This window comes from Phocaeicola sartorii JCM 17136 = DSM 21941, from assembly GCF_054653615.1.
Genome location: NZ_BAAIFW010000005.1, coordinates 2,597,916 through 2,614,378, shown reverse-complemented (window position 1 = coordinate 2,614,378; position 16,463 = coordinate 2,597,916). Strand labels below are relative to the sequence as shown.

The 16,463-nt window shown below is 38.2% G+C and carries 16 protein-coding genes; 10 read left to right on the top strand and 6 right to left on the bottom strand.

From position 1 onward, the window contains the following. The first annotated feature begins 9 nt into the window (after positions 1–9). Together ACYQ0C_RS11100 and ACYQ0C_RS11095 are read left to right on the top strand one after the other, a co-directional pair. Complete coding sequence (locus ACYQ0C_RS11100; RefSeq protein ID WP_025076837.1) at positions 10–711, top strand: RloB family protein; 702 nt, start codon at positions 10–12, stop codon at positions 709–711. Between the two features lie 1,070 nt (positions 712–1,781). Beyond that, positions 1,782–2,024 (top strand): helix-turn-helix domain-containing protein, encoded by a 243-nt coding sequence (locus tag ACYQ0C_RS11095; protein ID WP_057249836.1) that lies wholly within the window; start codon positions 1,782–1,784, stop codon positions 2,022–2,024. Between the two features lie 23 nt (positions 2,025–2,047). On the opposite strand, the gene ACYQ0C_RS11090 is transcribed toward ACYQ0C_RS11095, so the two are convergent. From ACYQ0C_RS11090 to ACYQ0C_RS11065, 6 genes are read right to left on the bottom strand one after another with little or no spacing between them, the layout of a single operon-like run. Beyond that, a complete protein-coding gene (locus ACYQ0C_RS11090; RefSeq protein WP_128811888.1) occupies positions 2,048–2,437 on the bottom strand; it encodes a hypothetical protein in 390 nt (129 codons plus the stop codon). 7 nt (positions 2,438–2,444) lie between these two features. Further along, positions 2,445–2,813, bottom strand: a complete 369-nt coding sequence (locus ACYQ0C_RS11085) for a hypothetical protein (protein ID WP_057249910.1) — start codon at positions 2,811–2,813, stop codon at positions 2,445–2,447. A gap of 59 nt (positions 2,814–2,872) precedes the next feature. Then, on the bottom strand, positions 2,873–3,232 hold the full coding sequence (locus ACYQ0C_RS11080; protein WP_025076841.1) for a hypothetical protein: 360 nt from the start codon (positions 3,230–3,232) through the stop codon (positions 2,873–2,875). Between the two features lies 1 nt (position 3,233). Continuing rightward, positions 3,234–3,401: a hypothetical protein gene (locus ACYQ0C_RS11075; protein ID WP_025076842.1), complete on the bottom strand. Its 168-nt coding sequence runs from the start codon at positions 3,399–3,401 to the stop codon at positions 3,234–3,236. A gap of 1 nt (position 3,402) precedes the next feature. After that, complete coding sequence (locus ACYQ0C_RS11070) at positions 3,403–3,723, bottom strand: sulfide:quinone reductase (protein ID WP_257463621.1); 321 nt, start codon at positions 3,721–3,723, stop codon at positions 3,403–3,405. Between the two features lie 11 nt (positions 3,724–3,734). Then, complete coding sequence (locus ACYQ0C_RS11065; protein ID WP_128811892.1) at positions 3,735–3,929, bottom strand: hypothetical protein; 195 nt, start codon at positions 3,927–3,929, stop codon at positions 3,735–3,737. A 502-nt stretch (positions 3,930–4,431) separates the two neighbouring features. Between ACYQ0C_RS11065 and ACYQ0C_RS11060 the strand changes: the two genes are divergently transcribed. From ACYQ0C_RS11060 to ACYQ0C_RS11025, 8 genes are all read left to right on the top strand, one after another. Next, complete coding sequence (locus tag ACYQ0C_RS11060; protein ID WP_025076843.1) at positions 4,432–5,634, top strand: tyrosine-type recombinase/integrase; 1,203 nt, start codon at positions 4,432–4,434, stop codon at positions 5,632–5,634. Positions 5,635–5,926: 292 nt separating this feature from the next. After that, positions 5,927–7,288: a hypothetical protein gene (locus ACYQ0C_RS11055; RefSeq protein WP_025076844.1), complete on the top strand. Its 1,362-nt coding sequence runs from the start codon at positions 5,927–5,929 to the stop codon at positions 7,286–7,288. Positions 7,289–7,293: 5 nt separating this feature from the next. Continuing rightward, complete coding sequence (locus ACYQ0C_RS11050) at positions 7,294–7,680, top strand: hypothetical protein (RefSeq protein WP_025076845.1); 387 nt, start codon at positions 7,294–7,296, stop codon at positions 7,678–7,680. 5 nt (positions 7,681–7,685) lie between these two features. Continuing rightward, positions 7,686–9,293, top strand: coding sequence for a hypothetical protein (locus ACYQ0C_RS11045; RefSeq protein ID WP_025076846.1), 1,608 nt, complete (start codon positions 7,686–7,688; stop codon positions 9,291–9,293). Positions 9,294–9,301: 8 nt separating this feature from the next. Beyond that, positions 9,302–12,682: a hypothetical protein gene (locus tag ACYQ0C_RS11040; protein ID WP_025076847.1), complete on the top strand. Its 3,381-nt coding sequence runs from the start codon at positions 9,302–9,304 to the stop codon at positions 12,680–12,682. Between the two features lie 12 nt (positions 12,683–12,694). Beyond that, positions 12,695–15,184, top strand: coding sequence for a hypothetical protein (locus ACYQ0C_RS11035; RefSeq protein ID WP_025076848.1), 2,490 nt, complete (start codon positions 12,695–12,697; stop codon positions 15,182–15,184). Between the two features lie 4 nt (positions 15,185–15,188). After that, complete coding sequence (locus tag ACYQ0C_RS11030; RefSeq protein WP_025076849.1) at positions 15,189–15,911, top strand: TerD family protein; 723 nt, start codon at positions 15,189–15,191, stop codon at positions 15,909–15,911. A gap of 2 nt (positions 15,912–15,913) precedes the next feature. After that, positions 15,914–16,444, top strand: a complete 531-nt coding sequence (locus ACYQ0C_RS11025; RefSeq protein ID WP_025076850.1) for a hypothetical protein — start codon at positions 15,914–15,916, stop codon at positions 16,442–16,444. The last annotated feature ends 19 nt before the right edge of the window (positions 16,445–16,463 follow it).

Sequence of the window (16,463 nt, the reverse complement as noted above, 5' to 3'; positions counted from 1 at the left end):
GATTTTATTATGGGATTATTACCAAAATATAAGATTGAAGCACTCAAACGTGAGAAACGGGAAGCCAAGGCAGCCAAGAAGCGTAAAGAAAACACTCGCTCAAAAATTGTACGTTTCTTGATCGTATGTGAAGGTTCACGTACCGAACCAAACTATTTTCAGGCATTAGTCAGAGACAGGTATTCGGAAGTCCGGGATGAAAAAATAGTAGGTGAAGGTAAATCAACTTGCGCACTTGTAAAACGGACACTTCAAATCAAGGATGAGCTGGAGCGGAAACGTCAGTTGCCATTTGACCGTGTTTGGGTGGTTTTTGACAAGGATGATTTTACAGATTTCAATGAAGCAATCCAATTAGCGACATCCTATTCGTTTCAAAGCGCATGGACAAATGAAGCTTTTGAACTTTGGTATTTGCTTCATTTTCAATATTTAGATGCAGGAATCAGTCGGCATAACTACATTGAAAAATTACAAGGTGAAGTACGGAAGCATCCCGGATATGAGAATTATGAATACAAGAAAAATGATGTATCTGTTTATAAGATGCTGACTACCATCGGTAATGAAGATTTAGCCAAACGGTATGCAGAACGACTTCGTTCTTTCTTTGAAGGTGACGAAGATTATAAAGAACATAAGCCATGCACAACTGTGGATGTACTGGTAGGGGAATTGGAAAATCCTGAAAAGCTTTTACAAAGCAGATAAGACACATTATCCATCCTCTATATGAAGTCTTATAAAGAAAAACAATACTTTACGACCAAAGGGGCTAATTGCTCCTTTAGCCGTAAAGGTTGGCTACACTCATTTCCATCCTCTCGACTTTCTTGACCGTATAATACGTGCCTCCTTTGGGCTTGCCGGCATAATATGCAATAAGGCAAATGAAGGAACAGCAAATACACTCAACTTGTTTGAGGGGGATTTGCCGTTCCCGGTTTGCCGTTTGGTAATACCGACAGAACCTTTGCAAAAGAATATCCGCAGAGGTAAGCCGGATTTAATCATACAAAGAAATGGAAGCCCCCCACTCCATAGTGTAATGGTTGTAGAAACATTTGACCGAACTCCATAACGATATGGCCGTAAGCGAAGATATGCAAGTGCCGTAGCGAAGTCTCGATCAACCTGCATATCTTTTTGTGGTCTTATCGTGTTCGGTCCAAGGCAGACCTGTCGTTCTTGGCAAATAACAACTTGTTGCCATGCGACAAGAATGTCTGTATGCCTGTGTTTACCAGACTATTCCTCCCCATCATATTATTTCAACGAATAAATACTCATATCATAGACCTGTTCTTTGTGCATTTTCAAAAAATAATATGTACACATTTCACGGTTGACAGCGTTGACAAAGCATAAATCGCATTATATCAATGACTTTATATAAAAATGTTGCGTTGACAAACGTTGACAAACGTAGCCACTTTTTCCATTCCTCTTAAAATCAGGTGCCATACGTTGACAAAAGTATGTATATATACTTTTTATCCTTTTATTGAAGAAAAAAAGATAATATATTGTATTACAATGGCTTTTGAATCTCATTTTTACAACATTCAGGCATTGGCTCTTTTGTCAACGCTGTCAACCTTCAAATATATGCCTTTCTCATTCCTGAAAAATTGTACTCTTATCCGTTGACCATAGTACACTGCCGAGAATTTGAGACGAATCCAAGAAATTACGACATAATCCAATGAATTACAAGATATTCCATTGTTTAACGTCTTGTGCTATAGCCATAATCTGTTTACCTTTATGGAAAAACAGCTATGATACACAAAGATTTCGCAATAATAATCCCGGAACAGACCTACTCAGTAAGTGAGGCTGCACGATACTTCGGTGTCCACCGCTGTACCATCTATGCCTATATCAATCATCCCACAAAGTCCTTGCCATTCGTAAGGTCACCCGATAAAGTCAAGACAGCCTTCCGTGGAGCCGATTTGATAGCCTACAAAGCAGCCGGTCTTCCGAAGAAAGGGCGCAAACGACAAGGGGATACCCATTGACAGGCATCCCCGCAGTTTTCTATTCAGTTAAGCCCATTCTTGGTTAATACAGACCAAATAGGCTTTTCACCCGACAATTCAGACAGGTCGCAAGCCAACAGCCACGCTTGGGTGCGAATGTCCTCCATATCCGCCACAGCTTGCAGATACCGGGACGAGCCCATCGCCCCGGACTTTATCATCCATTCCCAAGCACAAATGTCGGGATGGATTGCATCCGCAAAAGATACAATCTCATTCGTAAGGCTGCTGACCTTATCATCTTTGACCTCAGCGGTGAAGCTAAAAGCCACACCGCTGAGGGTTTTCCGCTGAAAGTCATAACTGCGGATTCCGTTTTTCACACTCATAGATACACTCCAGCCATTCTTGGCTGCGATACCATAGATTTCGCCTACCATTTGTCTTTTCATTAGCTGTTCATACTTTATCAATATCTCTGATAGCATCAAGCAAACTTTCAATATATTTCTTCGCTGCCTCCATATCTGCCAATACATCCTTCATACGATATGGCGCACCATTCTTTCCGTGTCCGTTATCATCCAACCACAGATAAGTTTCCGAATCCACTTCGAAGCCTTCATAGTATTCCTCCATATCAGCCACTAAAGAGTCAAGACTATTATCCTTCATCGTTGCCGAAAAGGAAAAGTCCTGCCCTGCAGGAGTATATTTTGAAAACTCAAAAACGAAAATGCCTTTCTCTTGTTGGGTGTCTAAGCCTACATTCCAGCCTTTGCTCTCGGCACACTCGGTTATCTTATCAATGGTATTATTCTTGCTCATACTCATATATAATGGTTGTGTCAGCCGTAACGAATCTGCTACGGCTGACTGGTTAGTTACTATTCAAACCTTGCAAGGAAGTGTTGCAACCTGTCATCTTTTAGTTGGCTCAACTTGGCAGGTTTGAAATCCTCTTGTTGCCGGACTTGCAACTTGCCGAAGCCTTGTCTCGTTAAGTCAAGCTCCACTTCCGAAAGCTCGTCCAGTGAAATGTAGCCATATTCATCTTCCATCATTCCGATAACGATACCAAAGAGGATGGTGTCCTTACCCTCCGTTTCTCCTTCAAGGATGTACCACCGGATTGAACCGAGAGCGAATATCGCACGGCAAACAGCTTCTCTTCCCTTGCCGTCCTGGGAATAAAGTGGAAAATCCTTCAAGGCTTCCACTAATTGGGGTGTCATTAATCTGCACATATCAATCAAATTCTATTTCGTCCTCATAAACATCTATCTCTGCGCCACTACTGAACTGTACGGTAAAACCTCTTGCAGTTTTGGCTACTATCGTACCACGATGATAACCGCGCCACGGGGTTATCAGCTCACATTGCCGTCCATATTCCGGAAAGTCTTTCTCGTCCATATCACTCTGCTTTAGGGTTAGAAAATTCGGGGTCATAGATAAGCTCACACTTAACCAAATGTCCGTATGCCTCGGATGCAAGTTTGGATGCCCACTCATTACGTTGGTCATAACGTCCTTTCTGATAGTTGTATGCCAACTGGCGCATGAATCCAACAAATACTTTGAACATCTGTTGTTGTAGGTATCGGTGTGCTCTGGTCATTTCCCTGCCCGTCTGGTCAGCGGATGACATACCACCATTCACAAAGTTGGCAAACTCTAAGGCAAATGCCTTGTCTCTTTCGGAGGTCGTTGCTCTTGATAATTCTTGATAGTCCATATTGTTAAATTTTAGAAAGTTGCTTGATAATAGATTTGTGGTTGGGTGGTTACATTATAGATGTAGTTACCGCAACGCACCAATAAACAATCGTTACCATAAAACAGTCGTTTCATACCTCTGATGCTTCCTGTTGCGTGGAAGTTTGGGAAACAGTTTATTCTTACTCGCTTACCTTGCTCGATGGTCATTCTTTTTACTCGCATAATCCTTTATATTTTTAGGTTTCAATACTTTTCCCTTTTGTTTGAAGCCTTTTGGCTTCTTGGTCGGGAGAACCGTTTTTACGTGCGGTAATCCCTGCGGGCAATAGGGAGGATTAGGCAAGTGTGAGGTCAGAGAGCGCGGACGGAATACCCAAATTTTGGAAGAATGAGAAAATTTGCGGAAGGCTGTCGGCAAGCCCTCCGACCGAAAGCGAAGCGTCACTTGACGTTCCTCCTGTCCGCAGTACCTTTGCACGGGAAAATGGGTCTTGACCAAGAAAAGCCCTAACACGCTATCAATAATGACTAAAGATTTCTGTTTGGGATTCTACTCATATAATTTTCCAAGACACGTTTTGTGTTCTTAGTAATCATTCCCATAAAATCACACAAAAATCCAATTTTTCCCATATTTAAGTTATTTATTATCAGGTTATTTAGCTATATATTTACATAGTAAATCCAATCCGTTAGAGTAAAACAAGAGAACTTATTTAAATATATGGCAACAGTTAAAGTAAAATTCCGTTCCTCAACTGTCACTGGTCGAGAGGGAACTATCTACTATCAGATTATCCATGAAAGAAAGGTGCGACAGCTCCTGACAGATTACAAAGTATTATCCTCGGAATGGGACGAAAACCGCTCAATGGTAACTACCAATCAGAAAAGTGAGCGTAGTTCTACAATTCTCTCAATTCGGGAGAGGATTCGCTGGGATGTAGAACGGCTGACGAAAATTGACCGTAAACTTGATGCTAACGGATTGATATATACCGCTGATGATGTAATAGACGAGTTTAACCGTTATTCCAAAGAATACTCTTTATTCAATTACATGGAAAGCATAATTGCAAAACTAAAACAGAATGGCAAGGTACGAACTTCAGAAACTTACAGGGCTACTCTCAATAGTTTCAAAAAGTTCCGTAAGGAGGAAGATATTATGCTTGACTGCATCACTTCCGAAGTAATGGAAAACTTCGAGGCATGGCATAAAAGTCGGGGCGTTGCCCCAAACAGCATATCGTTCTATACCCGTATTCTTAGGGCAGTCTATAATCGGGCGGTAGAGAATGACATCATCGAAAATCGCAATCCTTTTCGTCATGTCTATACGGGTGTTGATAAAACGGTAAAACGCGCATTACCTTTATCCGTCATCAAGAAAATAAAAGCATTGGAGTTGTCATTAACTCCAGCATTGGACTTTGCCCGTGATATGTTTATGATGAGTTTCTATCTCCGTGGCATGAGTTTTATTGATATGGCTTTTCTGAGAAAGACAGACCTTAAAAACGGATACATAACGTACCGTCGTCGTAAGACCGGACAACAGTTGATTATTGAATGGACAAAGGAAATGCAGTTGATTCTTGATAAGTACACCGAAAACAAAAGCGACTATCTGTTACCTGTAATTCGTAATCCTGACATCAATGAGCGATGCACCTATCGCAACATAGGCTACAACATCAATCATAACCTGAAAAAGATAGCAAAAATGATAGGTGTAACAATCCCCTTGACGCTATACGTGGCCCGCCATAGTTGGGCATCTGCCGCCAAAGCAAAAGGTATTCCGATAAGTGTAATCAGTGAAGGAATGGGACATGATTCGGAAATCACAACTCAGATTTATCTTGCCAGTCTTGATACCTCTGTTGTTGATAAAGCCAACTCCCTTATCCTTAAAAGCCTCTGATAATTGCCCCTTTACCGATTGGTATTGGGGCTTTTTTGTTTAGCAACTATCCAAATCTCTTGGATAGAGATACTTATCCAAATACAAAGGTAGAAAGAAAAACTGAAAAACACACCATAATCTGTAGGAAATAAGACAAAAAATTCAATTATCCACTCTTATATGATTTTATTTATGCCTATTTGTTGAGCAAATAGAGATTTCTCTTCTTTCAAGACACTCTGTATTAGATACAAATAGGTACTTCTTATCTCTATCCAAGAGATGAGAGGTAATAAAGCAATAATTTATAATGAAAATGATAACAAATACTAAAATATCGCTACTTGTAGTAGTATTGGGAGTCATCATTGCTGGTGTCTCGCTTGTATCATGCAAAAATGATAATGTCCCGTATGACACAAAATACATTGCAGATTTTCATAGACTTTCTAATAATGAAGAAGTGATAGGTATTACCAATGATAAGTTGGCGTTATATGTAGATTATTCTAATTGTATTGCCAACGGCATGACTTCTTCGTTTTATCAGAAAATGGTTTCTCCATTAACTGCCGCCACGAAAGAATACTGGTCTATTAAAGGTAATACCATTACTCAAGAAGATGGAGATACTTACCATCTCCTTAATAATGTGGCAGAAGTTAATTATGCAGCTCTTGATAAAGCTATAGAGCAAATGGCTCAACGGGACGGTGAATCTGTGATGCTAACCGATGGTGAATTTTTTACACAAACTGCTACCAAAAACAATCCCAACAATCCATACATGCACAACGCTTTTAAGAAGTGGTTATTAAAAGGGCATGATATTCATATTATTGCAGAACCATTTCAAGAAAAATATCATGGAAAAGTATATAGCAAAAAAAGATTCTATATCATCTTTACAGACGATAGAATTCAGGGAAATATCTACGATAGAATAAAAGAAATAGTAGATATGGAACAATTTCCACAGGTGGATGAGTTTCATTTGAGTGGTAATTATCCTTGGATAGTTCCTGAAAATGGAAAGATTTCCGTATCCAACGAAATTGTAGCGGCTAATGTTACATCTTGTGGGGCGTATGAAATTCAAGATTGGCAAGTAGATTGGAAAAACATCATAAACCTTATCGTAAACGCATATGATGACAAAGGCAATCCGCTGCCTAACGGAGAGAAACTTATAGGCGGTCTGAAAATCAATAAAAATGCGTTTGGCTGTTATCGTATTTCAGACATTGATGTGAGAGTTATAAATATAAATGATGAGTATTTCAACCTTTACAATATCATAGAATCTAACGAAAGGGCGGAAAAAATTGAGAATGCCGGTCCTGCCATTGATAACTTCTTAATTGTAGATAAAGATGAGTTCAAAAAGCATGGTGTGACAGACATTTACTTTGACATTAATAACTTTGCACCTAACGATGATTTAACTGGTAAACCGTACAATTATTTTAGAATCGACATTGTAATTAACAGTCTTGAGAACATCATAGATAACAACATTGATATGTTTAACTTTGATTCTATTACTAGTGATGGACAGACTAATATTTCCATTTCGGAAAGTTTGAAGAATTGTGTCTTTGATCCAGAACTTATTAACCAACTAAAAGGGAAGGTATTATATAGTATATACGTTAAATCAGATAAATATTAAATTCTATGAATACAGTTATCAGAACTCTACCTCAGGTTCAGCAAGCACAGGCTGACGCATGGGTATATGGAGCGATTGTCGTTGTAATCGCTCTTGCAATAGCAATTTTTGTCGCAAATATCGTTAATTGGAGATCCGACCGTAAGGACTATATTACGCGAAGAATATGGTTTATTGCTATTGGGATTATTGCTCCTTTAGGATATTGGGTGTATAACATGCAGGTTATTGTTCCGAAGATACAGAATGCTGGATTCCAGAATATGTTTAAGGAAACAAACCTTTATGTTCTGTTGGCATCATTTGTTTGCTATACAGCTGTCGGCGTACTTCTAATGTTCTGTTTTAGAAATTCCAAATTAGGCTCCATCCTTGGTAAGAAAAAAGATTAATTATTATGGCAAAACAATTTTTCGTACTTGGCATAGGTGGAACCGGCATGAGGTGTATCGAAAGTTTGATACACTTATGTGCCATGGGCATGTTTGATGATACAGACATTCATCTTCTTGCACTTGACACCGATAAGAATAACGGTAATTTTGGAAGACTAAAAGAGTTGAAGGAGGCTTATGTAAATACCAAAGGTCTTAAAGCTGAAAACAGAGTGTCTCATAAAGAAACTTTTTTCTCGTCAAACATTAAATACTACGAGTTCTCTCCTAACTACGAAACCAAAAGTACCTTTAAGGAAGTCTTTGGATATGGTGATACACAATATAACCATCGGGAAGAAACAGATTTAGCAGATTTGGTTTTGGACCGTAATGTTGAAGAGTTTAATCTTCAACATGGTTATCGTGCCCAGACCCATCTTGGTTCTATGATGATGTATCAATCAATCGTGGAAGCGGCTAATTCAAAATTACCAAATGGATTAAAAGAATTTGTCAGTGCTTTAATCACTGAAACGACATCAGGCAAAGCCAAAGTATTTATTTTGGGTTCTGTCTTTGGTGGAACTGGAGCATCTTCAATCCCCATTATTCCACAAGCCCTTTCACGAGCAGCGCAAATCATCAGTAATGGAAGTGCAGACATTCTCAAAAACGCATATTTTGGTTCAACTCTTTTAACTGCATATTTCAACTTTAATCTACCGGATGCCGGTCAGTTGAATCAACAAAAAATTATTGCGACAAGTGATAAGTTTGCTCTCAATTCGCAGGTTGCAATGATGTTTTATGATGACGATGCTACAGTTAGAAGCATTTATCAGCGCTTCTATATGATGGGCACAAGTGGTCTAAATTGGAATCCTATGCAAAGTGAAAGTCAAAAGACTAATAAAACATTAACTGGAGGCGCTGCACAAAAAAACGATTCTCACTATATAGAATTACTTGCAGCATGTGCGGCTATGGATTTCCTGAATAGTAATGAAGATACGCTACAAGAAAACAAAGACAATTATAAAACAGAATATCTGTATCGTGCAGTAGAAGACAATGACAAATTTGATTTCCAAGATTTTGTAGGAAAAGGCCGTCAGACAGAGTTCGCAAAGAAACTCGGATGCCTTGTCGCATTTGCTCTGTTTAATAATGGAGAGGACGATTTTGTTGAAAAAGCGCGTTCTGGAGAGGACAAAGAAATTATTGGCTTTGAGGAGATAGACCCTTCACAGGTAAAATACCTCAAGGATTATTTCCGATTGTTTTTTGCTCGTATGACTGAGAGCGGAGTTTTAGAAGAAGGTTGGCTTCGTCAATTACATCGTTCTGCTGGAGGTGGAGATAAATTCCTCCTTAATCCCAAACTTTTCGCACCTCAAACAAAGAAGGAACTTATGCGGTTTGATTGGAATAAAAATATCTATCGGAATGAAGGCATTGGTAAGGATAATAAATATTCTACCGGGTTAATTGGCAGCAAGTTCAATAGTTTCAAAAAGATGTTCCTTCAAGAACTACACGGAGAGAATAACAAAGGTATCACCAATAGAGGAGAACAATTGTACAAACTCATCTATGATACATTAATTAAACTTTACAACTTTAATTGATATAGGTTATGTCTAAAGCACTTCTCATACAGAGTTATACAACTCTAACCACCGGAATACAAGGTGACTGGAATGAGCTCAATATGGCAAATTCCTATATCCAAGGCATACAAACTGGAGATATACTTGGAAATGTGAATGCTCAGACACTGAGTGCCCTAATCTCAGGTGTCCCTTCTCCTTGGGCGAGAGCAAAACTTTTTAAGTATGCACTTGACACTATTAATAATCCGAATCCCAATATTGACAATGGAGGATTACTGAATTTTTATCAGATATTGCACGGCGAATGGCGTGGCCTATTGGCGACAATAGCCCTGTATCCTGATAGAATCAGATTTTCTGCTCCTGTTTACATGAATATCAAGGGTGATGATTATGACATTGCATCGGCATTCGGTCGAATGTTATTTGATGACAAGGACGTTTGGTGTAATCAAATGGATCTCGCCAAAAATCCGGATGCGCAGCCATTTATTCACCTAATATATTATCGCAATCAACTTGTTGGAGGAACTTCTCCTCTTACAGGTGTTTTCACAGGAGTAAATTATACAAATTTAGGAGACACAGCTTCTGATATTAACTGGTATAGAAACGGTAAGTTTGAAGACCCTACCAGATATCTCACTTCGCAGCAACTTCAAAAGGTTTATCTTTTTATAATGAACCTCAATCAGAATGTTGCTAAGTTTGAGAATATGATAAACTCTCAACGAAATGGCAAAATATCCATTAACTTGTCTGGTTTCAAAGGTATGGCAAGAGAATGGGAAAACGAACTTGCTATTAGGGGAAATAACTTGCGAACTGTAGGTCCTGTTGCTCGATATAGTTCGCTACAACAGCCATTTATGGAATTGTTCAAAAGCGATGTTCCCGTATATTTGAAGCCTGATTTTACGTTTACTTATGTAAATGATGGCGACTATCAAACTATTGGCGACATACAAGAACTTCTCAGCTCTGATGAATATGTTGTTGGATGGATTGAGCCACAAAGCCAGCGGCCCAAGCTATCCGATGCACCTGTTTACTATCTTCAAGTAAAAGACATAGAAACAGGAGATACGGCATATTTTAGTGTGCCTCTTTCTGAGAAAGGAATTGACATATTCAAAAATAAACTTGATACTATTCTTGAATATGCTGGTAATGCCAACACCAAACTTACTGCACATATTACGGATGCAGGAATGCTTGCGGTTTCTCTTGTTGTTGAGATTGATGGCGAAAGTGTAACACTAAATGACCGTGAATACAAAATTCAATGGGTTCAAAACCAAGGAAAAGTTATCGCTTGGCCTAATTTCGTTTCAGAGAAATGGAATAAGTATTATCTCTTCTCTGAATATACAGATGGTGATACAGAGCAGTTTTTCCCAATTTTCAAAATTGGAGGTGAGATTGTTAAGACCATTGATGGTAATTTCCTTACTTCAAGGTATAAACCCACTCCGGAAGAAGAAAGACGCGTTGACATTAAACAGTTAGCGACTTACCCGTCTGGTCAAAGTGAGAATCTTCCTAAATACAACATCATATCATCTAATAAACCAATATGTGGCTTGTCTGCAATCGTTAAAATTGCAGGCAAAAACATTGGTGCAGGATATTTAATGTTACGTCAAGATCTTGTTAGGGATTTAACAACGGTTGGCACTAATAGTGAAGCGGTAGTAGGTATCGACTTTGGAAGTAACAATACTTGTATGTATTATAATACTCCCAATCGAGGAACAAATCCAATTGTTTTCGGGAACTACCGTGCAGTTCTTGTTGGCAGGGAAAATAATAATCCAAAAGCAATTGCCGAGAATAACGAATTACTATTTTTCACGAACTATCCATCTGAAAATGGTCAGCTAAAATCATGGCTTCATGAACATGATTCTCGCTATGTCGGAGCTAATCAATCGTCAGAGGTAGCTGGAGGTGTCCCAGTAAATCGTCCGAATGTCAGAGTTCAGGAGATGAATGAATGGGAAATTAAGACGCAAGCAGGAATACTGCATTATAATATGAAATGGCTTGATGATGATAAAGGACGTGAGAAGAAACGTGCCTTTTTGAAATCTATATGGCTTCAAGCTTGTGCATTCCTATATACAAATAGAGTTCATCCTGAAGAAATCTTCTGGAGTTATCCTGGTTCAATGATGACTTCTGATTGCGATGAATTGGAAGGTATTTTTGAGGATTTATGTAAAATTACGCCTTTTGGACGAAAACCAGAGTTGGCAAACAAATTGGTTACCGAAGCCGAGGCTGTATGTAGCTATGCCATGTCTCAAGAATTTGGCTTAAATAGCAACAATATGTTCCTTGGAATAGACGTAGGTGGTAGTACAAGTGATATTCTGCTTATAGCAAAGAACCCACAGAATAATAACAGATACTCATTATTCCGTGAAAGTTCTGTACGACTTGCGGCGGGTGTATTCTTTGATGCTGTAAAAAAATCAGAGCAATACCGACAAGCTCTTGTGGATTTTCATGAGGGACATGATACTGCTGTCTATGTAGAGAATATCAAAGAGATAATAGATCATCCGGATAAGGCTCCATACTATCTTAATAGCATTTTTGACCAACTTAAGAATCAGGACGACTACGATGCGTTCTATGCTTCACTAAGTTCAAATGCAAAGTTTGTCTTTACAATTCCAGCCTATGTATGCGGTTTGTTGCTTTTCTATTCAGGAATGCTTATCGGAAAGACAATCAAGTTAAACCGTTTAGGAAATATAGAACGTATTGAGCTCATGCCATTTGGTAAAGGAGGCAGATTATTCCATTGGCTTCGTCACGCATCAAGTTCACGAACTACTAATGAGTTCTATAACAATTGTGTAAATGCCGGACTTCAGTTGATAATTCCAGATAAAACCGTAAGTATCAAGTATCACGAAGAAATCGAGAATGATAATAAGACAGAGGTTGCTCGTGGACTTTGTGAAAACAATGAGCTTGCAATAGTTGATGCTCTAAATGATTGTGACATCTGTGGTGAGACTGGTGTACGATTTATAAAAGATGGCAACACTATATCCATCGCTCCCGATGATGAAATCAGTGGAGAGCAATTCTCGGACGATATGAGCTACTTTGATTTTTCAGGTGTCCAAAACTTTGAGAAATTTATGGATATTTTCATCAAGTTCGTAAGCAAGGACACCAAATTGTATCAAAGAGCTGAAGATTCATTGAGAGAAGAAATCAGTGAACTTCCTACTCGTATAATTTCTTTTTGCACAAACGACCCAGAGTATAAAAAAGCATCGAAGAACAACAAAAATGGTGAAGGATTCCATTATCATCAGCCTATTATTATTGCAGAAGGTGCATGCTTCTTAAAGTCCCTTATCTCAAAAGTATTCAATCAGTAGTAATCGGAAAATATGAAATCACTGTCCTTATACATAGACAAATGGTTTATTACAGTTGCCATCAACTACGATGGTAATGTGTTACCATTGTCCCTTCCGAATGGAGAGGATAGGATTTGGCTATATTTCCATGAAGATATAGCCAACAGCAGAGTAGAGTACGGCAAGTCATTTGAAAATAATTATAGAGACAAACTCCCGCACTACTTTGGTGACATATTCAATCTTATTGAGGAAGGAGAGCATTATTTCACTCGATATGAAAGACGGAGAGAAGATATACGGGAAATCTTTAAGGTTGCAGGTATCTTTAATCACCTTCATCAAGCAATAGAAGAAGATGGTTCTATTGATACTTATATATCTTTCTCGGCAGACATCCCTGATGTCGCTCGGTTACGTTTCATCGAAGAACTTGAAGAGTCCAACTTCAAGGTCATTGAAAGTGTTGCGCGCATATCTCATCTTGCATTAGAAGAATGCAAAAAACGTAATGTATTTACAAACCTTGGAACATATCTTGTATTAGTAGCAACCAACGATAATTTCCATTTCTCACTTTATGAGAATAAAGGCAATATTTTCCTTCGTAAAAATGAAGGGAAATTATTAGGACTCGGTTTGGATGTTCGTCGCAGAGCTTTAGTTGAAGCAATAGTTGAAAACATCAACAAAAACACCAAGTTATTGAAAAGTCGTGAGGAAATTGATATGGAATGTGTAAGGCAAGATCGATTTGCTTCTATGTGGCTTGACAAAATAGCAAAAAGCAAGCCATATATACCAGTTCCATTTGATAATATAACTTTCGCAGTTGCTCCTAATAATCCTACGGTAGTACAGATTTTCCCTAATGCGTTAGATAATCGCACTAATGGAATTGTTGAAGACATTGTTCGAAAAATAGCTGAATTCGTGAAAGAAAATCAGTTGCAACCACATGAAATAAAAGGAATTGTATTTATTGGCAACACCTTTACGAATCAGACTTTTACAAGAGCAATTAACAATCGATTTATTGTAGATAATGACAAGATTGTAATTTATAGAGAAGAAGAGCTGCCTAAAGTGGTCAGTGTATACTCTCAGATAGATTGCGACCAGTTCAGAGGAGCTACTGCAAATTTCTTAAATGACGCAAAAACTCAGGAAATTCTAAATAAGCAGGCAAAAGAAGAGGAAGAAAAGAAGTTGAAAGCAGAGGCAAACGCACGGCGTCAGCAAGAACTTATTGATAATCAAAAAAAAGCAAATCAAGAATATAAAAATGCCGTAGAAAATATAGAACGTCATGAAAGTGACCATAATTATGAGGAAATGCTTGAATGGGCTGAGATCGCTTTGACAAATAAACCCAACGATGAATTTGCAAAAGAAAAAGCAGCTTTAGCACGCCAACTCCACGCTGAACAAAAAGCAGCTAATAAGCAATTTAACACTGTTCTTTTACGTGCAAAAACAGCTTTTTCAGAAAGACGATGGACTGATGCCGTTTCACAATGTGACATGGCACTTGAAATTAGGCCTGATTCTGAAGAAGTTTCTCGCCTGAAAAACGAAGCACGTCGTCAAATGGAGGTTAAAGAAAAAGTCCAGACTTTTTTGAATCGTGCCGATGTTTTTTTTGCGCAGAAGTTATATGCAGAGACACTCAAAGAGGTAAACAAAATTCTTGGTCTAGATCCTTCAAATCATGATGCGAAAGAAATAAAAAGAAAAGTTTCTGAAGTTCATGCTCAACATAAAGAAATGATTAATACACTTATTGCGCAAATCAATGAAGCTGAACAAGCAAAAGACTATGTTTCTGCGATTAGTATTTGCGAGTCGCTTATAGAAGAAGATACGAATAATTCTCCCCAATGGAGAAAAAAAAAGGAATCATTAGTAACCCTCAGAATTAAGTCAGAAGAAAATGATAAAAAGAAGAACAATCTCAAACAAAGTATTTTAGAACGATACAAAACGAAAGAATGGGATATATTGAATTCTTTGTGTCGACAATATTTAGAGATTGAAAAAGATGCAGAAATCGAAAATATTTTGTCTGAAGCAAATTTTTCTATTGAAATACAATCAGTACAAGAAAAATTTAATAATGCCGTAGAATCAGAGGATTGGTCGACAGTAATTACTATTTATAATGACAACCCAATATTACGAGAGGTTCCAAGTAATAATTCGATAATAAAATTGGCGAGAAATCAAATTCGTATTCAACGAGTTCAACGCAAGAAATCGTCTTCTCAGCTTCCAACCATATCAGAGGAAGTATATAAAACCTCTAATGCAAAGAATCATCCAAGACCAAAGTGTAAAAGAACTATGCCTCAGACTTTGCTTGAAGATTCTTCTGCTGAGATTACAAACGAGACGAATAGAAAAAGATTTCCAAAGCCCCAAGAGAAAAACAAGGCTTACTCGAAAAATGATGCAGTTTCTGATCATGCTCCCAAAATAGAGACAATAAGAAAATATCCGAAAGTTTCACGTAATAAATAATTATATGGCAAAAAAACTATTTTCAGATGCGGACTTTGATAAGTCGCTCAGTATTGGAGACCAACTTGTCTTTGACAAGCAAGATCTTAAAACTCTACGTCTTGACCTCGTATGGAAAGGTACAGACCTTGATATTTGCGCCTTCTTATTAGGAGAAGATGGGCTTATTCATGACAAAGCTGATTTGGTTTATTTCAACTCTCAATTAAGATGGAAAACCAAAAGAGACTTCAATGACCCACAGTTCAATCCTCTTGAAGGAGAAGTTAGTACATGGGCTAAAGACAGTGCTAACTTCAAGAACCCACGTAAATGGATGGAAGCAACTCTTCCCATTTCGTCAGATGGTTCTGTTATCGGCTCATGGGACGACATGGCAGATGACGATGAAGAAGATGCAGAATGTGGAGAAACGATGCATGTACTTCTTGATGAAGTTGACTCACGCAAATACGCTTCAATTGTGTTTGCAGCTGCTGTTGCAAAAGATCGCATACAAATTGGTGAAACATTTGAAGACGCACATAATCCCGTTGTGAATATTTACGATGCTGACACCGATGAACTTTTAGCAGAGTATAAACTCGCACAACAATTCCCTGGCAAAGATGTCGTGTGTTTTGGTAAAACGGTATATGATTCCGATACCATGTTATGGAGTTTTGAGCCAATGGCTGATGGCAATAAGGGTGGTATGATGTATCTTGCAACTGAAGTATTTAACTAATTATGGCAGACAATAAAATCTTCACAGAAGCAGATTTCGACAAAGAGCCTCATACTTCGAATAAAAAGTTTGGGTATAAAAATCCATGGTTGATTGTCGGAGTCATTGTACTACTATGCATTATTGGATACTTTTTTCTCTCTAAGTTTGATAATGGAAGTCAAAAACCAGTCATTGTAAAAGATAAAACAGGAGTTGAAAACATTTCAGTTCCGTCCGACACCACCAATTCTGGTGAAACAGTAAAAGAAGAGGCAGGAGATGTCGAATCTGAATTAGCTGAAAAAAGTAACAGTAATGCTAATGAAACAGCGACTTCGGTAGAATCTACGAAGCCTACAGAAACTGCAACAACGGTTACTACAAACACGTATATTAAGACGTTTGATGTTTCCAATGATGTTGAGACAGAAGCTATAAAGGTTATTCGCGGCGATTATGGAGTTGGCCAAGAACGAAAGAATAAGCTTGGTGAAAAATATCAAACTATTCAGAACCGAGTAAATGAACTGAAGCGAAAAGGTCTATTCTAAAACTAACAAATGTATATTA